At 65.5% G+C, this 24,034-nt stretch carries 19 protein-coding genes; 8 read left to right on the top strand and 11 right to left on the bottom strand.

Annotated elements, in window-relative coordinates:
• Window positions 1-1,675 precede the first annotated feature (1,675 nt).
• From B9C43_RS01055 to B9C43_RS01035, 5 genes are all read right to left on the bottom strand, one after another.
• The gene (locus B9C43_RS01055) at window positions 1,676-2,095 is read right to left on the bottom strand and encodes a hypothetical protein (RefSeq protein WP_143445997.1); all 420 of its coding nucleotides are present in this window, start codon (window positions 2,093-2,095) and stop codon (window positions 1,676-1,678) included.
• Window positions 2,095-3,585 carry an Nramp family divalent metal transporter gene (locus B9C43_RS01050; RefSeq protein ID WP_051895828.1) on the bottom strand — a complete coding sequence of 497 codons (1,491 nt, stop codon included), beginning with the start codon at window positions 3,583-3,585 and terminating at the stop codon, window positions 2,095-2,097. Before B9C43_RS01050 ends, B9C43_RS01055 begins: the two co-directional genes overlap by 1 nt.
• A gap of 211 nt (window positions 3,586-3,796) precedes the next feature.
• Window positions 3,797-4,753: a PDR/VanB family oxidoreductase gene (locus B9C43_RS01045; protein WP_143445995.1), complete on the bottom strand. Its 957-nt coding sequence runs from the start codon at window positions 4,751-4,753 to the stop codon at window positions 3,797-3,799.
• Entirely contained in the window at window positions 4,731-6,158 is a 1,428-nt protein-coding gene (locus B9C43_RS01040; protein ID WP_084424188.1) for a glutamine synthetase family protein, read from the bottom strand. Before B9C43_RS01040 ends, B9C43_RS01045 begins: the two co-directional genes overlap by 23 nt.
• A 3-nt stretch (window positions 6,159-6,161) precedes the next feature.
• The gene (locus B9C43_RS01035) at window positions 6,162-7,577 is read right to left on the bottom strand and encodes an aromatic ring-hydroxylating dioxygenase subunit alpha (protein ID WP_084424187.1); all 1,416 of its coding nucleotides are present in this window, start codon (window positions 7,575-7,577) and stop codon (window positions 6,162-6,164) included.
• A gap of 141 nt (window positions 7,578-7,718) precedes the next feature.
• Here B9C43_RS01035 and B9C43_RS01030 point away from each other — a divergent pair, with 141 nt between their 5' ends.
• The gene (locus B9C43_RS01030; RefSeq protein ID WP_160096228.1) at window positions 7,719-8,516 is read left to right on the top strand and encodes an IclR family transcriptional regulator domain-containing protein; all 798 of its coding nucleotides are present in this window, start codon (window positions 7,719-7,721) and stop codon (window positions 8,514-8,516) included.
• 1 nt (window position 8,517) lies between these two features.
• Here the strand turns inward: B9C43_RS01030 and B9C43_RS01025 are convergent, their stop codons facing one another.
• On the bottom strand, window positions 8,518-9,618 hold the full coding sequence (locus tag B9C43_RS01025) for a hypothetical protein (RefSeq protein ID WP_143445993.1): 1,101 nt from the start codon (window positions 9,616-9,618) through the stop codon (window positions 8,518-8,520).
• Between the two features lie 68 nt (window positions 9,619-9,686).
• Window positions 9,687-11,393: a ThuA domain-containing protein gene (locus B9C43_RS01020; RefSeq protein WP_160096226.1), complete on the bottom strand. Its 1,707-nt coding sequence runs from the start codon at window positions 11,391-11,393 to the stop codon at window positions 9,687-9,689.
• A 307-nt stretch (window positions 11,394-11,700) separates the two neighbouring features.
• Between B9C43_RS01020 and B9C43_RS01015 the strand changes: the two genes are divergently transcribed.
• Window positions 11,701-12,630, top strand: a complete 930-nt coding sequence (locus B9C43_RS01015) for an LLM class F420-dependent oxidoreductase (RefSeq protein WP_084425509.1) — start codon at window positions 11,701-11,703, stop codon at window positions 12,628-12,630.
• Here the strand turns inward: B9C43_RS01015 and rfbB are convergent.
• Window positions 12,620-13,669 carry a dTDP-glucose 4,6-dehydratase gene (gene rfbB / locus B9C43_RS01010; protein WP_200825388.1) on the bottom strand — a complete coding sequence of 350 codons (1,050 nt, stop codon included), beginning with the start codon at window positions 13,667-13,669 and terminating at the stop codon, window positions 12,620-12,622. The genes B9C43_RS01015 and rfbB overlap by 11 nt on opposite strands.
• Before the next feature lie 7 nt (window positions 13,670-13,676).
• A complete protein-coding gene (locus tag B9C43_RS01005) occupies window positions 13,677-14,552 on the bottom strand; it encodes an alpha/beta fold hydrolase (protein WP_084424183.1) in 876 nt (291 codons plus the stop codon).
• An 83-nt stretch (window positions 14,553-14,635) separates the two neighbouring features.
• On the opposite strand from B9C43_RS01005, the gene B9C43_RS01000 reads away from it, so the two are divergent.
• The 6 genes from B9C43_RS01000 (at window position 14,636) to B9C43_RS00975 (ending at window position 20,748) form a co-directional block, all read left to right on the top strand.
• Complete coding sequence (locus tag B9C43_RS01000; RefSeq protein WP_084424182.1) at window positions 14,636-15,142, top strand: CGNR zinc finger domain-containing protein; 507 nt, start codon at window positions 14,636-14,638, stop codon at window positions 15,140-15,142.
• 98 nt (window positions 15,143-15,240) lie between these two features.
• Complete coding sequence (locus B9C43_RS00995) at window positions 15,241-16,491, top strand: lipase/acyltransferase domain-containing protein (RefSeq protein WP_084424181.1); 1,251 nt, start codon at window positions 15,241-15,243, stop codon at window positions 16,489-16,491.
• A 117-nt stretch (window positions 16,492-16,608) separates the two neighbouring features.
• A complete protein-coding gene (locus tag B9C43_RS00990; protein ID WP_084424180.1) occupies window positions 16,609-17,175 on the top strand; it encodes a (2Fe-2S)-binding protein in 567 nt (188 codons plus the stop codon).
• A complete protein-coding gene (locus B9C43_RS00985; RefSeq protein WP_084424179.1) occupies window positions 17,172-18,140 on the top strand; it encodes an FAD binding domain-containing protein in 969 nt (322 codons plus the stop codon). Before B9C43_RS00990 ends, B9C43_RS00985 begins: the two co-directional genes overlap by 4 nt.
• A complete protein-coding gene (locus B9C43_RS00980) occupies window positions 18,137-20,269 on the top strand; it encodes a xanthine dehydrogenase family protein molybdopterin-binding subunit (protein WP_033384436.1) in 2,133 nt (710 codons plus the stop codon). Before B9C43_RS00985 ends, B9C43_RS00980 begins: the two co-directional genes overlap by 4 nt.
• Before the next feature lie 170 nt (window positions 20,270-20,439).
• On the top strand, window positions 20,440-20,748 hold the full coding sequence (locus tag B9C43_RS00975) for a DUF3817 domain-containing protein (RefSeq protein ID WP_084424178.1): 309 nt from the start codon (window positions 20,440-20,442) through the stop codon (window positions 20,746-20,748).
• Here B9C43_RS00975 and B9C43_RS00970 read toward each other — a convergent pair.
• Both B9C43_RS00970 and B9C43_RS00965 read right to left on the bottom strand, forming a co-directional pair.
• Window positions 20,745-21,542 (bottom strand): DUF1932 domain-containing protein, encoded by a 798-nt coding sequence (locus B9C43_RS00970; RefSeq protein ID WP_084424177.1) that lies wholly within the window; start codon window positions 21,540-21,542, stop codon window positions 20,745-20,747. The two genes, B9C43_RS00975 and B9C43_RS00970, sit on opposite strands and share 4 nt — an antisense overlap.
• A 17-nt stretch (window positions 21,543-21,559) precedes the next feature.
• The gene (locus B9C43_RS00965) at window positions 21,560-23,953 is read right to left on the bottom strand and encodes an ATP-binding cassette domain-containing protein (RefSeq protein WP_084424176.1); all 2,394 of its coding nucleotides are present in this window, start codon (window positions 23,951-23,953) and stop codon (window positions 21,560-21,562) included.
• Between the last annotated feature and the right edge of the window lie 81 nt (window positions 23,954-24,034).

Raw genomic sequence — 24,034 nt, 5'->3', positions numbered from 1 at the left:
GCAATCCGAAACACCGCACAAAATCCTTGCACGTCACGACAAAGCTGTCGACCATGTCGACTCCGTAGTGCTGCCCGACGGCCGTGTGTGGGTGATCAGTTCCAGTGTTGGCGGGCCTATGCACATTGTGGACCTCGTCACCAACCAAGTCGTCGACACCGAATGGGCAAGCCTCGAAGCACCGTGCTCGCATTTCGAAGTCGTGGCCGGGCGGGATGACTCCCCTGCTGTTCTTGTCTCGGACTGGAGCGGCGTCGTGGGGATATGGGACCTGCTCTGCGGTGAACCGCTGAACCATCGCATCCCCCGCAAGACAGCCAGCGTCCGCACTGCCAAATGGGTTCGGCAATCGAACGGAGAACCCATTGCTGTGCTCAGCTACATCGACGGGACCATTCGAGCGTGGGATCCGTGGAGCGGGGAACAGGTCGGCCGTACCATTCCCGCGGCGCCCGAGGACAACCCTTACATGCGCATCTTCATCGCCGATGTTCTCTCAGACGGACGCACTGCGATCGTGACAGCGGACGGCACCCAGCCGGTGAGAGTGTGGGATCTGAACACCGGTGACCGTGTGGGCAAGGGGATCGTGATGCCACAGCACCGAGTGACGCGGCTGCACACCTGGCGGCCCTCAGGTGGACGACCAGTCGTACTGACTGCAAGTGACAGCCGTGTCGACATCGGGGACCTGCACACCGGCGATCGAGCAGGTGAACCGTTGTTCGATGCCGGTCCTGGCATTGGCGCCGTAGTCTGCACCCGGTTGCCTGACGGACGCGAAGTGGTGATCACCAGTGCTGGGCAAGGTGACAGTCGGGTCTGGGACTGGAGAACCGGTCGTGCGATTGGTGGTCCGTTGACAGGACACCCGGGCTCCATCAACACAATGACGTGTACCCGGCTGCCCGACGGACGACCAGTACTGGTCACCGGTGGGAACGAGAACACAGGGCGGGCGTGGGATCTGATGATCTCAGCCGATCCCCCGGCGAGGAGCATCGTGCCCGTGTCCAGTGCTGGACTGGCCGGATCGTTGGCGATCACGGGCCATCGCGATGGCAGTACATCGTTCTGGGACATGCACGCGGGACGGGAACTTCAGCGTGTCACCAGAAGCCTGAAGAGCCGCCCTACCGAAGTCTTGGCAACAGCGTGCATCGAAACCGAGAAGCATCGTGTTCTGACCATCAGTGGCATCGATCGGCAGGTTGTTCTGTGGACGGGACCGGCGAGTAGCCCTCGTCACCGGCCAAGGCGACGGCACCATACGCCTGTGGGACTTCGAGACACACCAGCCGATCGGCAAGCCGATGATCCGGCGTGATCCACGGCAAGTGGCCTCCGCGAGGATCAGCGCCATCGCTTGTGTCCCGTTGGCTGACGGCCGGATTATTGCGGTCGCAGGCAGTGCGGACACCACTCAGGACACTGTGGTCGCGTGGGACTTGCTGACAAGCAAACCGATCGCGGTAACCACCGTACAAACCGGGTGTGTCAAAGGCATCGTGTGCACTACGTTGCCTGACGGTTCGGCGGTTGCCGTCACCGGAGACGAAGTGCTGTTCCGTGCTGGTCGGGACTTCGCATGGCATGCTCCGTCTGCGATTCGACAAGCTGTGAAACGTGTCCACCGCTCGGTCCGGTGCCCCGAACCGAGCGGTGGAATCGATCGCTACGCCGGAGACGACACGCGTCGCCACGACTGGGGTGCGATGCGTTCGTGCAGCCAGAGGAATCCGATGGCGAACCCGGCGCTGATGATCGCCTGGAACGCCAGGAATCCCCAAGCCTTGGGCGGGAGTCCTGGCTCGCCCAGCAGCACCAGGCGGGTCAGCACTTCCTGCAGCAGTCGCGCGAGGGGAAACGCGAACAGCCAGAACAGGCACGCAGGAGCGAACCCGCCCCGCCGCACCTTTCCGTAGGCCAGCAGGACGCTGTACATCCCGCCGAACAGTCCCAGTGGCACGCCGAGTGTCACCACCGCGACCACGGCCCAGGCCCATGGCTGTCCCACTACCAGCGCCATCAGGCCTGCTGCCGTGCCCGCGAGGAATCCCACTGCGAACCCGGGAAATCCCAGTCGCCAGTTCATCAGCCGACCACCACGCCGAAGCGGATCAGGGAATAGAACAGCATTCCCAGGTAGAACACCGCGCCGAAGCCGATGATCAGGTTCGAGTACCACTTCGGACGGATCGCTCTCGGCAGCATCCTGTTGTTCACCAGCAACAGCACCACGCAGTAGCAGCCCATCGCGAACGTGGACAGGAACGCGAGGATGTCCAGTACCGACCCTGGCCCGTCCACCGGGCCGAACAGCAGGATCAGGATGCCGAACGTGATCAGGCCCCACAGGAAGCCCGCGTACAGGTGCGACATCTTCACTCGTCGCGCGCCCTTGACGAAGAAGTACGTCATGTCCGCCTGGCCTCGCGAGAACGAGTCGAACAGGCCCAGTGTCGCGTTCAGGCCGATCAGGGCGATGAAGCCGAGGAAGATCGCACCGAGCACCGAGCCACCCGCGAAGGAGAAGGCGTCCGACATCGCCGACAGCGCTGCCTCACGTTCCCCGCTCTCGATCAGTCCCCTGATGTCCGGGTTGGCGCGGACCGCCGACTGCGCGAGCACCGTGAACGAGATCGTCACCAGCATGGTGATGCCCCAGAACAACAACAGGGCATCGAAGGTCACCCAGCGGCGCCAGCCCTTCCACTTGCGCAGCTCGTTCGCGTCCGACGTGTCGAACATGAAGCCGCGGTTGGGCATCTGTTCTTCTTCGCCCGCGTGCCGCAGTCCGCGCAGCTTCGGGATGTACGCGCCCATGCCCGCGCCGCTGTCGCGCAGGTGCAGCGTGTACCACATCTGCTGCATCCCCGACGGGCCGGCGAACGCGATCGATCCCACCACGATGGGGAACCAGACTTCCGTCATTATCCCGGACGGCACGTATCCGAAGGCGAACATGCCGGTGACAGTCGAGACGAGGTCATCCCAGCTGCCGACGAACGAGGCGATCACCGCGGTGCCGACCACCAAGAGTCCGATCAGGATCGCGAGGACGTTCTCCAGCAGGTTGTAGATGACGCGGGCAAGGCTGAACAGAACACCCACCAGCACAAGGGCGACGCAGGCGGTCACGACCCACGGTATGCCGGTTATTTCCTCGAATGCCGCCGCGCCGGCCGAGAGGTGACCGGGCCAGATGTACACCAGGATGGCGACGATGAAGAAGAACCACATGATCGGTTTGAACACCCGGGCAGCGCCGGTGAAGATGCTCTCGCCGGTGGCCATCGTGTAGCGGGCCATCTCCAGCATCACCACGGCCTGCAGGGTCACCCCGATCAGGAACAGCCACCTGATCTCCGGGCCGAACACCAGCACGAGTCTCGGCCACATGTAGGACTCGCCCATGCCGACGCCGAGGGCGACCAGGAACACCGTCGGGCCAAGCAGATGGATCGCCGGAGGCGGCTCCGGCAGAGTGCGGATCGGCATGGGTTCGAGCCGACCGGCCCGCCACACTCTGTCCCCACCGGCAGGTAATCGATACCTGGCCGCCGGGGTATGCGAGGTTTCCATCCAGTCCTCTCCTTTGAGGATGTACGCGGCCCCCGTTTCGACAACCCCTTGCTGTGGCTCCCTTTTTCAGATCAGGTGATCAACCCGGCGAACACCATAGGCCGACTGGCAAAGGTGTGCCAGTGGTCACGCATCACAGACTGGCTACGGTCTACTTCAGACGTGCAACAGCCACGACGCCGATAGCGCGGCGCCACTGTCCTGGAAGCGCTTACAGATCGAGGACCAGCCTGCGGCCGCACGCACGGCTCACACAGGGCATGAACGTACGCCCGGAAGCCCGCTCGGTCTTCGAGAGCACGACGTCCCGGTGATCGGGTTGCCCGTCAAGGACAGTAGTCTCGCACGTGCCGCAATACCCTTCCTCACAGTCGGACTCGATCTCCACGCCGGCGTCCCGGATCGCTTGCAGCAGTGAGGTTTCCGGCCCGGCGACCACGACGGTCCCGGAGCGGCGCAGGTCAAGCTCGACCACTGAACCAGGTTCAACGGGTGTGGCCGTCGCGGCGCCGAAGTGTTCGGTTTCGCACCGGACGTCGGCGGCTTCGCAGATCTCGGTCACGCTGTCGAGCAGGCTGTTCGGGCCGCAACAGTAGACGGCCGCGCCCGGGTCCAGTGCGCTGATCATCGCCTTGAGGCCTGGCCGTGGTTCCGTTGTCGTGTCGACGAACCGGACTCGATCTGCACCGATCGCCGCCAGCGAGTCACGGAACGCCATCGTCTTGGCGCCGTGACCGCAGTAGACCGCTGTCCACTTGGCACCGCGTGCCGCGAGGGCGCGGGCCATCGGGATGAGTGGCGTGATCCCGATGCCACCGGCGATCAGCAGGTATTCGTCCGCGTCGGCCAGCGGGAAGTGATTCCGGACATCGGTCACCACGAGCTCACGGCCGACCAACGCGGTGCCGTGCACCTCCGCCGAACCGCCACGACCGGCTGGTTCGAGCCGGACTGCGATGTCGTAGTGCTCGCGATCGCGAGGGTCGCCGCACAGCGAGTACTGGCGGCTCAAGCCGGACGGCAGCCGCACGTCAAGGTGCGCACCTGGCTCCCAGGCCGGCAGCAGTGATCCGTCCAGTGTGGACAATCGCACGCCGACGACGCCCTCGGCCTCCCACGTCACCCGCGTCACCCGGAGAGTGAGCTCAGTAGAGATCGAAGTACTCATGGTGTTCCCAGTCAGTGACCGCGCGCTCGAAGCGGGTGATCTCGGCTCGTTTGATCGCGGCGTAGTACGCGGTGAACTGCGCACCCATTGCCTTGGCCAGCACCGTGTCGGCTTCCAGTGCGTCGACAGCCTCGCGCAGGTTCGCGGGCAGTCGGGCGGCTTCTGTGGTGTACGGGTCATCAGCCGACGCGGGCAGCGGCAGCGATGCCTCAATTCCGGCCAGACCGGAGTGCAGCTGGGATGCCATGTACAGATACGGATTGGCCGCGGACTCGCCGACCCGGTTCTCGATGTGCGTGGTGCCTTCTTCAGCCGAGCCGACAAGCCTGATCATGGCGCCTCGGTTGTCGCGTGCCCACGCGATCCGGTCCGGCGCCATGGAGTAAGGCTGAAATCGCTTGTAGCCGTTGAGAGTCGGGTTCGCGAACACGCACGCGGCCTTCGCATGCGCGAGCAGCCCGGCGATGAAATGCCTGCCGACCGGCGAGATCGGCCCGTCTCCGTCGTCGGGGACGAAGGCGTTGCGGCTGCCGTCGCCGACCAGGCTCTGGTGCAGGTGCCAGCCGCTGGACTTGCTGTCGGTGATCTGCGGGCGGCACATGAAAGTGGCGTGGTAGCCGTGGCGCCGCGCTACTTGTTTGATCGTGCTGCGCAGGAACACCACAGTGTCGGCGGAGCGAAGCCCTTCGGCCGGGTCGAGCGTGACCTCGAGTTGGTTGGCGCCGTACTCCATCTCGAAGCTGCGCAGGTGGATTCCCATCCGGTCAAGGACTTCGCGGATCCGCCTGGCGACCGGCTCGACCTCGTCACCCCGGTCCTCGCTGAGCAACTGGGTGCCGTGGTTGATCGCTTCGACCGGTGTCGGATGCGTGCACTTGCCGATCCCATCGGCGTTCGGGGCGTGCTCGGCACGCCGGTAGAGGTGGAACTCGATCTCGATCCCGGTCAGGTAGCCATATCCGGCAGCGCCTGCCCGGTCCAGGGCGGACCGGAAGACCCCACGACTGCAGAACGGTACCTTTTCACCGTTCTGGAAGCGTAGATCGCACAGGATCCGGCCGGTTCCGTCCGCCCACGGGACACTGTGGAACGTCGTCGGATCAGGAACCATCACGACATCGGCGGCACCGGCCATCTCGGCGACACCCAGTCCGCCGTCGGCGTTGAACGCTTTGAAAACGGTGATCCCGGACGTGTCCTTCGACAGCAGCGTCGACACGCAGCTCACCCCGCTGCGGAACACCGACGCCAAGCCGCTGGCGGGAATCGTCTTGCTGCGCAAAAGCCCGTGCTGATCCACGAAGGACACGCGAACGGACTGCAGATCCTCAGCGATGGCAAGGACCTCACGCGCGGCTTGCTGCTGCTGTTCGGTCCACAGGTCGAACTTCTCGATGAACCCCATGACTCACGACCGGTCGTACGCGTCGGGCGACTGGGATCGGTCGGGTTCGACCTCCGAGTCCGGCACACCGGCCGGACCAGTCGCCAGTGCGGCATGAAGACCGGACGCCCACGGACTTGCCTTGCGCAGATCGGCGATCGACTGCGCCCAATACTCTTCCCACTGCCCTGTCGGGCCGATGCCGTCGAGTGGGATCGGGCCTCGGCTTTCGACATCCGCGGTGTCCATGAGCAGTGTTTCGGGGCTGCCGCCTTCGGCAACGGTGTCGATGGCCTGCAGCGCCATCCGCCGGTAGGTCACGATCGCCCGGTCGGACCGGCTGAGGTGTTCCCTGCTGCGGTCGTAGATGTAGCCCTGTCCCTCCACCGCCATCTGGTCGTGGACGTTGATGTCCCGGCCGAGACCGGTGTACGTCTGGGTCCGCTGTTCCTCATAGGAGAACTGGTAGTTGTTGGCACGGTTGCGGACCGGCTTGTAGTCGGGCAGCGTGACGCCTTCGAGGCGCTGCTCCCGCATGGTCGCTTTGTCCACCGGTTCGTCGAGGCTGGTGAACATCGCGTACCAGTAGCAGGACACGTCGTCGATCGGCACGTGCCACTGGGTGATCGCCATGGTCGCGCTCAGCGGAATGGTGATGCCGTGCGGGAAAACCTGGTGCGTGATGCGCACGTGGGTGGACGATCCGTCGAGGCCGTCCTTGTCGAGCTTGCGCAATGCCACGATCCGCTGGCCGTACTCGGTCCGCGCGTTGAGGATCTCGGGCCTGCCGTACTCCCGGAGGATCTTGGTCATCGGCAGGTTGGTGCCCAGCGAGGCGTTGCGGAACTGCTTGCCGTAGCTGTCATCGGTGTCTTCGTCCTCTTCGAACCGATGCAGGTACGACGCGTGCGCCGGGTCGATGCCGACCTCGAGCGCCTGCAGCCAGTTGCAGTCCAGATAGCCCTTGAAGGCGAAGGTGTACTCCTCCGGGGCGATGAAGCAGTCGAGCGCGGGGAGGTTCGGCGGTTCACCGGATCCGAGGAACGCCCACACGATCCCGTTGCACTCCTGGACGGGATACGAGCGGATCCGCACCTTCTGCTTGAGCTTGCTGTCCTCCGGTTCGGCCGGGGTGTCCAAACACGACCCGTTCGGGCCGAACAGCCAGCCGTGGAAGTAGCAGCGCAGCCCGCCGTCCTCCAGCCGACCAAGCGACAGGTCGGCGCCGCGATGCGCACACCTGCGGTCGATCAGCCCGATTGTGCCGTCGTCGTTCCGGAACAGGACGAGGTCCTCCCCCAGGACACGGACCGGGACGACCGGACGTTCGGTGTCCAGCTCCTCGGTCAGCGCCACCGGCTGCCAGTACAGCCGCATCCAGTCCCCACCCGGGGTTCCAGGACCGGTCTCGGTGATCTTCCGATTGTCCTCAGCACGCATCTCAGACTCCATCGGCCGAGTTGTTCAATTAACGAACACACAGTTCAGATATGAGCACTGTAGGCAGCCGTGTTCGACTGTCGCAAGACCTACCGGCGAGTTGGTGTTACGTTTCCGCACCAAGTGTGCGTTAATCGAACGGTGGCGAAGCTCAATGCACGGGACGAGGCCCGCCGGGCCGCACGCGAAGTCGACGGCACCAACCCCGCGGACTACTCCGAAGCCCTGGAACGCGGCCTGCTCGTCCTGACCGCGTTCGACCGGACTGAGGAACGCCTGACCCAGGCCCAGCTGGCGAGGAAACTCGACCTGCCGCGGGCGACCGTGCGGCGGGCGCTGCTCACGTTGACCCATCTCGGCTACGTGATCCCGGACGACAAGGCCTATCGCCTCGGACCGAAGGTGCTGACGCTCGCGTCGGCGTACTTGACCACCAATCCGGTGAGCCACGTGGTGCAGCCGGTGTGCGACGGCCTCGCCGAGCAACTGCAGGCCTCGTGTACCGCTGCGGTCCTCGACGGTCCTTCAGCTGTGATGATCGCGCGAGCACTGCCACGGCATGCTTTGCCGATCGGCCAGGGCATCGGCTTCCACGTCCCCGCGACCAAGTCAGCGCTTGGCCTGGTCCTGCTCAGCGGCCTGGACGAGGAACGCCGCCACCGCCACCTCGTGGCCCATTCGGGCCTGGACGAGGAAGCAGTGGCGGCGCTGGAAAAAAAGATCGCCGCGGTCGCGGCCGCGGGTCACTCGTACGTCGCACACGAGGTGGAACAGGGCTTCCATTCGATCGCGGTACCGCTAAGGCGCTGGGACGGCACCGCGATCGCCGCACTCAACATCGGCACGAGCGTGGAACGAACGTCCGAAGTGGACATGCGCGAGCGCGTCCTGCCGCTGCTGGCGGAGACAGCCGGGAAACTCCAGCCGCAGCTGGTCTGACTCAGCCCATCAGCCGGTGGAGTTTGCCGATGGCGGAGCTCACGCGATCCTTGTTGCCCACAGCCAGGAACGTCTCATAGCCGAGTGTGTCGCCGGTGCTCATCTTCCCCGACGGGCTGGTGACCTGGATCGTGGCCTCACCCAGCATTCCGTTGTACGGCGTGGGAGGCCTGGTCATCGTGTAGTAGTAGGCCTGCGTACCAAGCACCTGCGGCCTGACGTACATGCCCAGGCAATGGTTTCCGTCCGACGTGCAACGCATCATCGGATCCTTGCTCGCGTAGCTCTCGGGCGGACGTACCGTCGTGGTCCCGCCGGCGAGGTCGTAGGAGTACACCTCGGTGAAATCCCGTTGCAGATAGGCGACGAGAACACCGTTGAAAAAGTCGTGTGGCGTGTCCTCAGACGTGATCGACGCGGCGAGGCGCACGACGTTGTCCAAAGTGGGCATCGCATGATCGGGCGCGAGCTCGACCTGTGTGCGCAGCCAGTATGGCGAGAGTCCCATGCTGAACGGGACGCGGTCGGGCTGGTGGTCCGCGCCGAAACACCCGTCCCAGCCTGGCTTCGGGTCGGTCCTGGTCATGAACATGGCAGGCCTGGCTTCGGTCCGGATCGAGGAGCCAGTGCGCGCCATGGTGTAGAGCGCGCTCGTACTCGGCCCGTGGTGCGGCGGCGGTTGAGTCTCGCCCTCGATACGTGCTCCGGCCTGCGTCGGGTTGTAGCACTCGCTCGGTGCTCCGCCCTGTTGCCAGGCATGGAACGCGTACTGCAGGGATGAGCCCTTCGCGCCGCTGGCGATGAACTCCTTGTTGTTCACCTTCAACGACGCGATCGCCCCGGCCTGTGCCGTCGAAGTGGTCACCGCGAGCCGGGTCCACCAGTTCACCTGCGCCGAAACGGTTACGTCAGGGAACGTGCGGTCGTAGTTCTGCTTCGACGCGCATTCGCTCTTGTACGTGTGAATGAAGTCGTAGTACTCAGGGCTCTCCCAGTGGGGTGGCACGCAGGAATTCTGTGCTGCTGGAACGGTCGCAGGCGTGAACAGTGCGCCTGCGACCGTGGCCACGGCTATGACAGCAACCCGTCTGATCGATCGCATTGCCGAACCAAAGCAGACGAGTGTGTTCGCCGTGTCGCTGTTGGCCCGATTCAGCCGCGCGCAAAACGTCAGCCCTTGCCGATGACTTGCAGATCCCAGAGCGAATAACCCCACTGGGTCGCGCGCTGGGTGCCCTCGACGCGAACGTACCGGCCGGAGCCCGCGACAAGGACCTCGTCGACCCCGCCGTCGCCGGTCTCGGTGCTGTACATCGTGGTCCAGTTCTCGTTGTCCGGCGAGATCTGGATCTTGTACGCCCGGGCGTACGCGGCTTCCCAGCTCAGCCGTACCCGCTCGACAGCGCGGGTTTCGCCGAGATCGACCGTGATCCACTGCGGGTCGGCGTGCACGCTGCCCCAGCGCGTCTGGTTGTTGCCGTCCACGGCGTTCTCGCCGACGTGCGAGCTGCCGGGCTCCACACTGGACACGAACACCGGACGGCCGCGGGCGAAGTCCGTACCGCCACCACCGGCATCCTGGCGGACGCGGATGTTCCGATAGCTGATGTCCAAGCCCGCGCCGTCATTCTGCACGCCGAGGTAGCCGACGGCGATGTCGCGGTTGCTGGTGTACTCGTTGATCTTCACGCCGTTCAGCCAGACCTCGACCAGCTGGCCGTGCACCGCGATCTCGTAGGCGTTCCACTGCCCCGGCGGGTTCAGCACGCTGTCGCGCAATGCGCGATCGGGTGCGCGGAAGCTGTAGACGCTGCCGGTGGTGCGAGTGGGATCGCCGTCGGTCGCGTCGATCTGGATCTCATGCCCCGCACTGACCGGACGCCACGGATCACCTTGCGGGTCAGGGAAACCGATGAACACGCCGCCGTTGTCGTCGCCCGGCATCATCCAGTCCAGGCGCACCGAGTAGTTGCTGAACTGCCGGACCGGGAACCACAGCAAGCCCATTCCGCCGTGGGAGACAAGCGTTCCGTCGACGAGGTTGAAGCCGCCGGGCCCGGCCTGGCGCCACTGGTCGAGGCTGGCCTGGCTGCCGTCGAAGATCGGGGTGTACCCGTTCTCCGGGCGGCAGTCCGCGTTGGCGGCCCGGCTGGCGATCTTTATGCCACCCAGCAGCATCTTGGTGAACGCCGGGTCCGAATAGGACTCGGCGGTGTGGCCGAGGCCGGTGTACCAGGCACGGCCGCCTTGGTAGTCGTGGCACCAGGTGATCGGGTGGTCGCCCATGTTGCCGCCGCTGTAGGACGACTCGTCCAGGCTGGCGAGGACTCGCACGTTCGCGCGCGGGTTGGCGCGGTAGTTGTACCACTCGTCCAACCGGGTCCACGTCTGCGACAGGTGCGATGTGGAGACGTTGGACCGGTCCTCGACCCGGATCCGCGCGGTCTGGTTCGCCGGGTGTGAGTGGAAATACGCGCCGACCAAGCCGCCGTACCAGGCCCAGTCGTACTCGGTGTCCGCGGCGGCGTGGATACCGACGTATCCGCCGCCCTTGGCGATGTAATCCTCGAATGCCTTTTGTTGATTCTCGTTCAGCACATCGCCCGTGGTCGACAGCCACACGACAGCCTGGAATCGAATCAGGTTCGTGGGCGTGAAGTAGTTCGCATCGGCCGTCGCGGTAACCGTGAAACCATTCTGCCTGCCCAGTGTGCGAATGGCGTCGATACCCGCAGGGATCGACGGATGCTGGTACCCCGCGGTTTTGTGGAACACCAGCACGTTCTTCAACTGTGCTGCGGCCTGCGCGACCGGCACGAACACGAGTGCGGCCAGGAGGCTGAGAACTGAAACGATTCCGAAGACGGCCCGAGTCATGAAAAGTAGTGAACATCGGACGTATTAACGCCGTCAATCGGCCAAATGTCCGAGTGCGGAAAATGTCGACCGGACAAGATCCGATGTATCCCTTGACTTTCGAGAACGGACCTCTTCTCCGCTCAAAAGCACCCGGCAGTCATGGGGTGGCCGCGTGGCGAATTACTGCCGATCGACGCATGGATAACGCCTCGCCCAACCTGACCGCGCGAATACCTGCGCGCCGCAGCAGCTTCCCTTACTTCCTTCCACCCCGTCGGTACCTGATCTCGTTGTCAGCGAAGTAGTCCTGACTAGGATGACGATCATGGACCTGAGGATCTTCACCGAGCCACAGCAGGGCGCGACGTACGCCGAGATTCTGCGTGCGGCGCAGGCAACCGAGGCCGCCGGGTATGACGGGTTCTTCCGTTCCGACCACTATCTCGCCATGGGGATCTCTGGTGAGCCCGGCCCGACGGACGCCTGGACGACATTGTCGGCCTTGGCTGTCCAGACGGAACGCGTCAAGCTTGGCACGCTTGTCACCTCGGCCACGTTCCGCTTGCCTGGCCCGCTCGCGATCGCCGTCGCTCAGGCCGACCAGATGTCCGGTGGGCGGATCGAGTTCGGTCTCGGCGCGGGCTGGTTCGAGGTCGAGCACAAGGGTTACGGCATCCCGTTCCCGCCCATAGGTGAGCGCTTCGAGCGGCTCGCCGAACAGCTCGAGATCATCACCGGGTTGTGGGCGACGCCTGCCGGAGAGACCTTTTCGTTCTCCGGCAAGCACTACGCCCTCACCGACTCGCCCGCGCTGCCCAAACCTGCCCGGCCGATCCCGGTGATCGTCGGCGGCATGGGACGCAAGCAGACCCCGGCGCTCGCGGCCCGGTTCGCGACCGAGTTCAACGTGCCGTTCGCGCCAGTGGACAAGGCAGCCGCGCAGTTCGATCGCGTCGCCAAGGCCTGTACCGACGCCGGTCGTGATCCTGCCGAGATCGTCCTGTCCGTCGCGCACACGGTGTTGATCGGCAACACTGACGCGGAGGTCATCGCGCGCGGCGCGAAGTACAACTTGCCGGAGGAGTACGTCCGGATGAACCCGCTTGCCGGTTCTCCCGCGCAGATCGTGGACGCGATCGGTCAGTGGCGGGAGAAGACCGGTGTTTCCCGCGTCTACGTGCAGGTGCAGGACGTCAAGGACATCGAGCAGATCGAGCTGTTCGCCGCCGAGGTGACCCCGCAGCTCAGCGCGTAGCCGACCAGTCGATCTGCAGCTCGCCCTTCTGCTTGAAAATGGCCTGCCACCATTCGGCGTTGTCGACGTACCACGCCACGGTCTCGGCGAGGCCCGGTTCGAACTCGACGGTCGGGGCCCAGCCCAGCTGGGTCTCGATCTTCGACGGGTCGATCAGGTAGCGCCGGTCGTGGTTGGGCCGGTCGGCGACGTGCTCGATCCACTCCTCGGGCTGCTTGCCCAGCTCACGCAGGACACGGCGGACGATGTCGAGGTTGCTGATCTCGTGCCGCGCGCTGACGTCGAAGATCGGCAGCAACGCGGCGTCGGTCGCGGCACCGGCGGGAATCGGCCCCAACTGCGCCTTCAGCACGGTGTGGATCGCCCGGCAGTGATCCATCACGTGCAGCCAGTCCCGCATCTGCATTCCGTCGCCGTACACCGGAACCTTCCGGCCACGCAGCACATTGGTGATCATCAGCGGGATCAGCTTCTCCGGCAGCTGATAGGGCCCGTAGTTGTTCGCGCAGTGCGTCATCCGGATGTCCAGATCCGGATACGTCTGCATGTACGCCCGGACCATCTGGTCGCCCGCGGCTTTTGCCGCGCTGTACGGCGTTTTCGCGTTCAGCGGGCTGGCCTCGGTGAACGCGTGCTGTCCTTGCGGCAGTTCGCCGTAGACCTCGATGGTGGACACGTGCAGATGCGCGGTCACCGGGATCTTCCTGCTGCACTCGAGCATCACCTGGGCACCGGTCACGTTCGACCGCACGAACGAGGACGGGTCCATGATCGCGCGGTCGTTGTGGCTTTCCGCCGCGAAGTTGACCACGTAGTCCGGCCGGTGCCGTTCGTAGAGCGCGCTCATCTCGGCGTAGTCGGCGATGTCGACCTTGGCGAACTGGATCCGGTCGGCGACCGGGTCCAGGTTCGCGAGGTTGGCCGCGAATCCGAGGTAGTCGACCGCGATCACCTCCGCGTCCGGTTCGTTCGCCACGACGAAGTGCACGTAGTTGGCACCGATGAAACCGGCCGCTCCAGTGATCAGATAAGTGGTCACGATCCGATCATATGTGCGTGGGCGCCGGCAGGTTCTTGACCAGGAAGGTCTTAGTCAGCTCGGCGATCTGGGCGACGTGGGTCTCCAGCACGAAGTGGCCGCCCTCCAGCAGGTGGATCTCGGCGTCCGGTTGGTCCGCGGCGAAGGCGCGAGCGCCTTCGGGGGCGAAGATGCCATCGTTGGCGCCCCACACCGCCAGCACCGGCACCCGGCTGGTGCGCAGGAACTCGTGCAGCTTCGGGTAGAGCGGCGGGTTGGTGGCGTAGTCGCCGAACAGCTTCACCTGGATCTTGTCGTTGCCCGGCCGGGACAGCAGGGCCAGGTCGTGGTGCCAGGTGTCCGGGCTGACCAGGGTCTGGTCCGGCTCTCCGTGCAGGTACTGCCACTTCACGCTGTCCGGCGTGAGCGCTTCGCGGACCGCGGCCTCGGTCTCCGGTGTGTGGTCACGGTGGAAGTCCCACACCGGCCGCCAGAACTCCGGGACGAACCCGGCCTCGTAGCCGTTGCCGTTCTGCGTGATGATCGCGGTGATGGCCGCCGGGTCGCGCAGCGCCAGCCGCCAGCCGACAGGTGCGCCGTAGTCCTGCACGTAGATCGCGTACCGGGAGACACCGACCTGCTTGAGCAGACCGGCGGTGAAGTCGGCGAGGGCGTCGAACGTGTAGTCGAACTCCTCGACCGGCGGCGCGTCGGAGTAGCCGAACCCGAGGTAGTCCGGCGCGATCACACGGTAGTCCCCTGCCAGCTCGCCGATCAGCTCGCGGAACATGAACGAGCTGGTCGGGAAGCCGTGCAGGAGCACGACCACGGGTGCGTCGGCCGGGCCGGCCTCCCGGTAGAAGAGCGTGCGGCCGTTGACCGTGGCGTACCGGTGATGCGTCATTTCTAACCCCTTTGAGCGACGTTTGATGGTTAGAGAAAAGCACGCGTGCTATAACCTGTCAAGGGGGTTCAAGGAGGTTAGACATGCCGGACCTGGGGCACGACGAGGCGCTGATGCTGGCCCTGCTCAACACCGCGCCGGTGATCGACGGCGTGCGGCGCGACGAACTCGCGGACACCGAGGGCGCCCAGGCATGGCTGGCCGCTCAGGGCTGGCCTGCGGCCGGAAACCCCGCGCGAACCCTTCGCGAGGCGCGGGACGCGCTGAAATCGGTGATCCTCGGAGCGGCCAGTCCGGCATCGCTGGACCCGTTCCTCACGGATGTCCGCGTCGCACCGGCAATGACCGACGAAGGTCTGAAATGGACATTGGACGAGACGTCTGACAAGTCCGTCGCCGTGCACGCGATCCTGGCGTGGAACACGCTCAACACCACGAGTCCTGGCAGGCTTCGGCCATGCTCCAATCCGGACTGTGAACTGTTCCTGATCGACCGCAGCAAGGCCAACAACGCCAGATGGTGCTCGATGGCCGTGTGCGGGAACCGGATGAAGGCGCGCCGCCACTACCAGCGGTCCCGGCAGGCGTAAGGACGGAAGTAGCCTTTGTGGACAATTCACTCGACAGACCGGACAACAAGTCGCCATGAGGCTCACGACATCTCGTGCCAGGTGCTTTGCTTGAGGCCATGAAGGCCTTGCGCAACCTGTTGATCATTGCCGCGGTCGTCACCACCACGGCGGCACCCAGCGCGGTCGCGGCACCGGCCGGCCGGGCACCGGTGGTGCTCTTCACCGGATACCACGGCACGAAACTCAAGTTCACCGTGCACAACCAGACCACCGCTCCGGAGTGCCCGTCGTCCGGGTCCTTTGAGGACTGGTATCAGAACGACCAGCCCACCGTGTACAGCCAGGTCTGCCAGGACAGGCTGCGGACCCTGCTGTACAACCCGAACCCGTTCGTTCCGATGCCGTTGCGGTTCAGTGAGCAACCCGGTGTGTCCGTCGATTTCGTCGACTACGGCAAAACGTCCAGCGCCCCGTACTACGAAGCCTTCTTCAAAGGACTCGAAACCGCGGGCTACGTGCGCGACAAGGACATCAAGGTCGCCGGGTACGACGCGCGCCTCACTCCCGACCAGGGCGGGTTCCTCGCCCGGACCAAGCACCTCGTCGAGGACACATACCGGGCGAACGGCAACCGCCCGGTGCAGCTGGTCGGACATTCGAACGGCCCGCTGTACGCGCAGTACCTGCTCACCCACACCAGTCCCGCGTGGCGTGCCAAGTACATCAAGGGGTTCACGCCGCTCGCAGGCAACTTCCCCGGGCAGGGGCTGCTCTACATGGTCCTGTTCACCGGGCTGAACATCGAGGACTTCGGCTATCCGACCACAAAGGACAACGCGGTGAGCAGCGCCGCGATGCACCTGACCGCGCCGTCGACGTACATGAGCGCGTCCGACCCAAGGGTGTTCGGTGACAAGGAAGTCGTCATCCACGACAAGTCCACTGGCAAGGACTACACGCCCCGCGACTACCCCGCCTTGGTGGCAGACGCTCATCTACCGGCGTACGCGCGGCAGATCGCGGACTACTACATCGGTTTCGTGAAGTTCGCCGGTCCGAAGTGGTTCCCTGGCGTGGACGTCAACGCCGAGAAGGGGTCCGGCATCCCGACCATCGTCGGCGTCCGGCTGCCCGACCTGACCGCCGGCCAGATCGTGGACACCACCCAGTTCCTGTACCGGGACGGCGACATCAACCAGGAAGACATCACCAACGACGCGGTGCTGGCCTGGCAGGCCATGCCGTGTCACCGGTTCAGCCTGCACGACTCCCCTGGGCTTGACCACTTCGCCATGCCGCTTGACCAGGGGGTGATCTCGCGGCTGCTGGCGGCCATCGACACACCACGGTCGAACTGCCCGCGATAGCCGCCGACCGAAAGGCAAGCTGTCGTCTCCCTGTCGGTTTGTCACCGACGCAACCGATGTCCGGTTTTCCGGGGCCATGATGTGGGCGAACCCACCACGAGCCACCGGAGACCTGTTGTGACAGCTGATTCGGAGTACAGACGGCGGACCGTCCTGAAGGCCGGGAGTGCCGCCGTCACCGCGAGTTTGGCAGCAGCACCGGCCGCAGCCGCACAGACCAGCGCGTCCTCTGTGGACATCACGCTGAAAGTGAACGGCCGCGACCACCGCTTGGCGGTCGAACCTCGCGTGACGTTGCTGGACGCCCTTCGTGAGCGCCTCGACCTGACCGGCACCAAGAAAGGCTGTGACCGTGGCGAGTGCGGCGCCTGCACGGTGCTGGTCGACGGTCGCCGGATCAAGTCCTGCCTGACTCTCGCGGTGATGCGGCAGAACGCCGAGATCACCACGATCGAGGGCTTGGCGCAGGGCGATCGGCTGCATCCGGTGCAGGCCGCGTTCATCAGGCGGGACGCGTTCCAATGTGGAGGATGCACGCCTGGCCAGATCATGTCCGGCGTCGCGTGCATCGCCGAAGGACACACCCGGTCGGCCGACGAGATCCGCGAATGGATGAGCGGAAACCTGTGCCGGTGCGCGTGTTATCCGAACATCGTCGCCGCGATCCAGGACGCCGCGAAATGAGGAACTTCACGTATGCCGCGCCTCGGAACGTCTCCGAGGCGGTGCGACTGGCCGGGCAACCCGACGCGCGGTTCATCGCGGGCGGAACGGACCTGCTGAACCTGATGAGGGACGGCGCACAGAGCCACGGCGCGATCGTGGACATCAACGGCCTGCCGCTGGGTGACATCATCCAGCGCAACGGCGTGATCAGGATCGGTGCGTTGGCCCGGATGAGCGATGTGGCCGCGCACCCCGCTGTCCGCAGGTCTTTGCCCGTGGTGTCGGAGGCGCTGCTGAACTCCGCCTCCCCGCAGGTCCGCAACATGGCCGCGGTCGGCGGCAACGTCTTGCAGCGGACTCGATGCGGCTACTTCCGCGACAGTGGAACGGCGTGCAACAAGAAGATTCCCGGCAGCGGATGTCCCGCGCTTGAAGGCGAGAACCGCGCCCACGCGATCCTCGGCGGCAGCGACCACTGCATCGCGGTGAACCCGTCCGATCTCGCGGTCGCCTTGCTGGCGGTGGACGCCGTGGTGCAGACCGATCGCAGGAAGATCCCGTTCGCCGATTTCCACGTCGTTCCGGGCACCAGCCCGGATCGGGAGACAGTGCTCGGGCACGGCGAACTGATCACCGGGTTCGAGATCCCGGTGACCCCGCTCGCGGCCAGGTCCAGGTACCTGAAACTGCGTGACCGCGCGACGTTCGAGTTCGCGGTCGTGTCCGTCGCGGCGGCTTTGGACATGCGAGGCAACACCGTCCGGGATGTCCGGCTGACCTTCGGCGGCGTGGCGACAAAGCCATGGCGTTCACCGGAAGCCGAAGCCGCGTTGCGCGGAAAGCCGCTCACCACAACGACAATCACTGAGGCCGGACGCGCGCTCGTGCGTGGCGCGGTCACCCGTGAGCACAACGAGTTCAAAGTGGACCTCGTGCAACGCGCGCTTGATGGCCTGCTGCGAGATCTGGGAGGTGTGCGATGACTGTGGGCCAAGCCGTCGAACGCGTCGACGGTCACGCGAAAGTCACTGGTGGCGCACGGTACGCCGCCGACCGCACGCTGCCTGGAATGCTGTACTGCTATCTGGTGATGGGCACGATCGCTCGCGGCCGGGTCACGGCCGTGGACACCACCGCCGCTCGCGCGGTCCCTGGCGTCGTCGAGGTTTTCACGCACGAGAACGCGCCTCGGCTGACCAGTGACCAGCACTTCGTGCCGTTGCAGGGAACCCAGATCCATTACAATGGGCAGGTCGTGGCCATCACGGTCGCCACGACACTTGAGCAGGCGCAGGAAGCCGCCGAGCTCGTGCGCGTCACGTACGCCGCGGAAACCCCGAAAGCAGTCATCGCCGACGCGTTGGCCGAGGTCTACCTGCCCGCGAACCAGGAAGTGATCGTCGGTGATCCCGCGGCAGGCCTGGCCGCGGCCGAGGTCACGGTCAAGCAGACCTACTCGAGCCCGCCACACCACCACAATCCGATCGAGCCACATGGGACAGTCGCGCAGTGGGACGGCGATCGCTTGACCGTGCACGAGACGAGCCAGGGTGTCGTCAACGCGCAACGGACCTTTGCGACCGCTTTCGGTATCCCACAGACCAACGTCCGGGTGCTGGCGCCGTATCTGGGCGGCGGGTTCGGCGGCAAGTCACCGGTGTGGCCGCACTCGCTGCTCAACGCCGCGATCGCCCGGCAGCTCGGGCGGCCGGCCAAGATGGTGCTCGCACGGTCCCAGATGTACTCGATCGTCAGTCACCGCGCCGAGTTCTCCCAAGAGGTCACCCTGGGCGCCAAACGGGACGGCACACTCACCGCGCTGGTGCACGTCAGTACCCAGCAGCTGTCCCGGACCAGCGAGAACATGTACAGCCACAGCATTTCCAGCAGGATGCTCTACGCGTGCCCGAACATCCATACCCGCCAACAGGGAGTCCGCCTCGACGTCGCGACGTCGCGGTTCATGCGCTCACCGCAGATGGCCTCCCACTTCGGACTGGAGACCGCGCTGGACGAGCTGAGCTACCAGCTCGGCATCGACCCGGTCGAGCTACGCAGGCGCAACTACACCGACGCGAACCCGGTCACCGGCGAGCGCTTCTCGAGCAAGTTCCTGCTCGACTGCTACAAGCTCGGCGCCGACGCTTTCGGGTGGTCCCGGCGCAATCCGAAGCCAGGTTCCACAAGGGACGGTCGCGAGTTCGTCGGGTGGGGCATGGCGACCGAAGCGCACGACCACAACGCCAACCTGTCTTCGGCAATGGTCAGGATGGCGGCGGACGGCACCGTGCTGACCCAGACAGCCACGCAGGACATCGGAACGGGTACGTACACGGTGTTCACGCAGGTCGTCGCCGATGCCCTCGGTGTGCCGCTGAACCAGGTCAAGGTCGAACTCGCCGACACGAACTTCCCACCTGCGGCGTTGTCGGCCGGATCGGGGACGATCGCCAGCGTCACCGGCGCGGTCAACGCGGCCGCGTTGGCCGTGCGGACCGCCGTCGTCCAGCTCGCTGTGTCGAATCCCGCATCACCGCTGCACGGCCTGCCCGCCGACCAGATCATCACGCAGCACGGGTACCTGTTCTCGCCGGACCGTTCCCGCCGCGAAAGCTATCGAGCGGTCATGGCACGGCATGGCGCACCGGTGGAGAACACCAGCTCCATGACCAACACCAGGGGTTACTCCACCGGGGCGGTCTTCGTCGAAGTCCGGGTCGACCCGCGCTACGGCCGAGTCCGCGTGACCCGCGGAGTCGGCGCGTACGACGCGGGCCGCGTGATGAACCGCCAGACCGCACGCAGCCAAGTCATCGGCGGATTCACCTGGGGCATCGGCAACGCGTTGATGGAACACACCGTGCTCGACCGCCGGACAGCACGCGTGCTCAACCCGAACCTGTCGACCTACCTGATCGCGGTGAACGCGGACGTCCCAGACATCCAGGCGATCTTCGTCGACAAACCGGACCCGGTCAGTACGGCACTCGGGGCACGGGGCTTCGGCGAGACCCCGATCACCGGAGTGCCCGCGGCCATCGGCAACGCGATCTACCACGCCACTGGCCGACGCATCCGCGACCTGCCAATCACCCAGGACAAGCTGATGTGACGTGCCGATCACGCCCGCACTGAGCCCGACGTAGTACTTCGGCGGCGACGCCCTGCTGGAGCAGGGTGTCGCCGTTCGAAAGCCGGGAAGGTCTTCTGATGTCCGGGGAGACCTTCGCATAGCCCACCCCGGACGGCTGGTGATCGCGATCACCTCGCACAATGAAGTGCATGCTGTCCACGCAAATCGGACGTTTCCGACTTCTCGCGATGGCCGAGGCGGTGTCCTGGGCCGGCCTGCTGATCGGCATGTTCTTCAAGTACGTGGTGGTGCAGAACGAGGTCGGCGTCCAGATCTTCGGGCCGATCCACGGTGTGATCTTCGTTGGCTACGTCGTCGTCACGCTGTTGGTGCGCACTCCGCAGCGCTGGGACTTCCGTACGACGTTCCTCGCTCTGGTCGCGAGCATCCCGCCGTTCGGCACGGTCGTGTTCGAGCGTTGGGCCAGCAAGCGCGGGAAGCTCGCGCTCGTCGGCTAGTCGCCCATGAGCCGGGTGATGGCGGTGTCGAGGTCGTCGCCGCCCCGCCCGACTCTGCCGAAGATCTCGGCCGCGGCGGCGCCGAATCCGGCGGGGAGGTCGGCTTCAGCGAAGGTGTGGCCGATCTCCTCCAGTTCGAACGCCCACCGCCACCCGTTTGCCAGCGCGGACTGCGCAGCCTGCTCGGATCGCGCCGGCAACGTGGGCTGACTGATCTCCCACTCCTCGACCAGGGCGTCTTCGACACCGAACGAACGCGCTGCGGTCCGGATCGCAAGCAGCATGGCTGCCGTGCCCTTCGTCCACGCCGCGTATATCATCTTCAACGCCGACGCGTCCCCGGGTTGTGGTCCGAGAACCTGCGCACGCAAGGGAGTGCCGTCGAAGAGGGCTGCGATCGTGTGAGCCTCATCCCCTGCCAGGTACAGCCTTGTCGTTCCGTCCGTATGGGGCGGCGGGCCGATGATGCCGCCGTCGACGAACCGGTCGACGTGTTCGCCGATGTGGGTTGCCGTTGTCGGGCTGACGGCGTTGAGGTCGGCGTACAAGCCGGTGTAGCCGCGCAACTGCTGCGCGGTCTCCACGGCGGCGTGTGGTGGGCAAATGGACAGCACGATGTCGCACTCGTCAGCGAGGCGAGCGACGGTCTCGCAGTCGATCAGTCCGGCCGCCGCGGCCCGTCCACGGGTGTCCGGGCCGCGGCCGGCGGAGGCCCAACCGACCTGGAGACCGCGGTCGACCAGGTTCTTCGCGACCGCCGCGCCCATCTGGCCCGGATGCACAATCCCGATCATGCGCCCGACACTAGTGGTCAGGCGCGGACGTACTCCGCGAGGTGCTTGCCCGTGATGGTGGAACGGTCGGCGACAAGGTCGGCCGGCGTGCCCTCGAAGACGATTCGGCCGCCGTCGTGACCGGCGCCGGGTCCCAGGTCGATGATCCAGTCGGCGTGGGCCATCACCGCTTGGTGGTGTTCGATCACGATCACCGACTTGCCCGAGTCGACCAGCCGGTCGAGCAGGCCGAGGAGGTGTTCCACGTCCGCGAGGTGCAGACCGGTCGTCGGCTCGTCCAGGACGTAGATCCCGCCCTTCTCCGCCATGTGCGTCGCCAGCTTGAGCCGCTGCCGTTCACCGCCGGACAGCGTGGTGAGCGGCTGGCCGAGGCTCAGGTAGCCAAGGCCGACGTCGGCGAGCCGGTCGAGGATCGCGTGCGCCGCGGGCGTGCGCGCCTCGCCTGTGCCGAAGAACTTCTCGGCGTCGGTCACTGACATCGCGAGCACCTCGCTGATGTCTTTGCCGCCGAGTTTGTACTCCAGCACCGACGCCTGGAAGCGCTTGCCCTCGCACTCGTCACACGTCGTCGCGACGCTCGCCATGATCGCCAGCTCGGTGTAGATCACGCCCGCGCCGTTGCAGTTCGGGCACGCACCCTCGGAGTTCGCGCTGAACAGCGCCGGCTTGACGTTGTTGACCTTGGCGAACGCCTTGCGGATCGGCTCGAGCAGCCCGGTGTACGTCGCCGGGTTGCTCCGCCGGGAGCCCTTGATCGGGGCCTGGTCGATCGCCACCACGTCGTCCATCTTGGACACCGAGCCGTGGATCAACGAGCTCTTGCCCGAACCGGCCACCCCGGTGATGACGCACAGCACGCCGAGCGGGATGTCGACGTCCACGTCCTGCAGGTTGTTGGTGCTGGCGCCGCGTACCTCCAGCACCTCTGACGCTTCCCGCACCGTCTGCTTCAGCGCGGCTCGGTCGTCGAGGTGACGGCCAGTGATGGTTCCGCTGGCCCGAAGGCCGTCGATGGTGCCTTCGAACATCACCTGGCCGCCCTCGGTGCCCGCACGCGGGCCGAGGTCCACGACATGGTCGGCGACCTCGATCACCTCAGGCTTGTGCTCCACGACCAGCACGGTGTTTCCCTTGTCGCGCAACCGCATCAGCGTTTCGTTCATCCGCTGGATGTCGTGCGGGTGCAGGCCACTCGTCGGCTCGTCGAAAACGTAGGTGATGTCGGTGAGCGACGACCCTAGGTGCCGGATCATCTTGGTGCGCTGGGCTTCGCCGCCGGACAGCGTGCCGGTCGAGCGGTCCAGGCTGAGGTAGCCGAGTCCGATCTCGACGAACGAGTCGAGGGTGTGCTGCAAGGCGTTCAACAGCGGAGCCACCGACGGCTCCTTCAGCGCGCGCACCCACTCGGCGAGGTCGCTGATCTGCATCGCGCAGGCGTCGGCGATGCTGATCTTCTTGATCTTCGACGACCGCGCCTGCTCGTTCAGCCGGGTGCCGTCGCAGTCCGGGCAGGTGGTGAACGTGACCGCGCGCTCGACGAACGCCCGGATGTGCGGCTGCATCGCCTCCTTGTCCTTGGACAGGAAGGACTTCTTGATCTTCGGGATGATGCCCTCGTAGGTGAGGTTCACGCCGTCGACCTTCACCTTGGTCGGCGCGCCGTGCAGGAAGTCCCGCATCTCCTTCTTGGTGTACTTGCGGATCGGCTTGTTCGGGTCGACGAACCCGGACTGCATGTACATCTTCACGGTCCACGGGCTGTCGACTTTCCAGCCCGGAATCGTGATGGCGCCCTCGGCCAGCGACTTCGAGTCGTCGTAGAGCTGGGTGAGGTCGATGTCGTTGACGGTGCCACGCCCTTCGCAGCGCGTGCACATGCCACCGACGATGGAGAAGGAGCGCCGCTCCTTCATGGTCTCCCCGCCGCGTTCGATGGTGACCGCGCCCGCCCCGCTGATCGAGGCGACATTGAAGGAGTACGCCTTGGGCGAGCCGATGTGCGGCTTGCCAAGCCTGCTGAAGAGGATGCGCAGCATCGCGTTGGTGTCGGTGACCGTGCCGACCGTCGAGCGGGGGTCGGAGCCCATCCGCTGCTGGTCGACGATGATCGCGGTGGTCAACCCGTCGAGCACGTCGACGTCCGGCCGCGCCTGCGTCGGCATGAAGCCCTGGATGAACGCGCTGTAGGTCTCGTTGATCAACCGCTGCGACTCCGCCGCGATCGTGTCGAACACCAGCGAGCTCTTGCCCGACCCGGAGACACCGGTGAACACCGTGAGTCTGCGCTTCGGGATCTCGATGCTGACGTCCTTGAGGTTGTTCTCGCGTGCGCCGTGCACGCGGATCAGCCCGTGGCTGTCAGCGACATGCTGGTCGGACGACTGCGTGGCGGTCCTCTTGGCCTTGCTCACTCACTGTCTCCATCTACTCAGGCGGGGACCGCCTCGCTCGATTCACCGGACGGCTCGACGAGTGCTGAGCGCGCAGGGCTC

The organism is Kibdelosporangium aridum (assembly GCF_900176515.1).
Classification (GTDB): Bacteria; Actinomycetota; Actinomycetes; order Mycobacteriales; family Pseudonocardiaceae; genus Kibdelosporangium; species Kibdelosporangium aridum.
This window is presented reverse-complemented; position numbering and strand designations above follow the sequence as displayed.

Bases quoted from the DNA above. Each gene is read 5' to 3' on its own strand.
- B9C43_RS01025 (WP_143445993.1), bottom strand. From the start codon at position 9,618: ATGCGATCGATCAGACGGGTTGCTGTCATAGCCGTGGCCACGGTCGCA.
- B9C43_RS00995 (WP_084424181.1), top strand. From the start codon at position 15,241: ATGAAGGCCTTGCGCAACCTGTTGATCATTGCCGCGGTCGTCACCACC.
- B9C43_RS01045 (WP_143445995.1), bottom strand. From the start codon at position 4,753: ATGAGTACTTCGATCTCTACTGAGCTCACTCTCCGGGTGACGCGGGTG.
- B9C43_RS01005 (WP_084424183.1), bottom strand. From the start codon at position 14,552: ATGACGCATCACCGGTACGCCACGGTCAACGGCCGCACGCTCTTCTAC.
- B9C43_RS01035 (WP_084424187.1), bottom strand. From the start codon at position 7,577: ATGCGTGCTGAGGACAATCGGAAGATCACCGAGACCGGTCCTGGAACC.
- B9C43_RS00985 (WP_084424179.1), top strand. From the start codon at position 17,172: ATGAGGAACTTCACGTATGCCGCGCCTCGGAACGTCTCCGAGGCGGTG.
- B9C43_RS01040 (WP_084424188.1), bottom strand. From the start codon at position 6,158: ATGGGGTTCATCGAGAAGTTCGACCTGTGGACCGAACAGCAGCAGCAA.
- B9C43_RS01000 (WP_084424182.1), top strand. From the start codon at position 14,636: ATGCCGGACCTGGGGCACGACGAGGCGCTGATGCTGGCCCTGCTCAAC.
- B9C43_RS00970 (WP_084424177.1), bottom strand. From the start codon at position 21,542: ATGATCGGGATTGTGCATCCGGGCCAGATGGGCGCGGCGGTCGCGAAG.
- B9C43_RS01020 (WP_160096226.1), bottom strand. From the start codon at position 11,393: ATGACTCGGGCCGTCTTCGGAATCGTTTCAGTTCTCAGCCTCCTGGCC.
- B9C43_RS01015 (WP_084425509.1), top strand. From the start codon at position 11,701: ATGGACCTGAGGATCTTCACCGAGCCACAGCAGGGCGCGACGTACGCC.
- B9C43_RS00980 (WP_033384436.1), top strand. From the start codon at position 18,137: ATGACTGTGGGCCAAGCCGTCGAACGCGTCGACGGTCACGCGAAAGTC.
- B9C43_RS00975 (WP_084424178.1), top strand. From the start codon at position 20,440: ATGCTGTCCACGCAAATCGGACGTTTCCGACTTCTCGCGATGGCCGAG.
- B9C43_RS01055 (WP_143445997.1), bottom strand. From the start codon at position 2,095: ATGAACTGGCGACTGGGATTTCCCGGGTTCGCAGTGGGATTCCTCGCG.
- B9C43_RS01050 (WP_051895828.1), bottom strand. From the start codon at position 3,585: ATGGAAACCTCGCATACCCCGGCGGCCAGGTATCGATTACCTGCCGGT.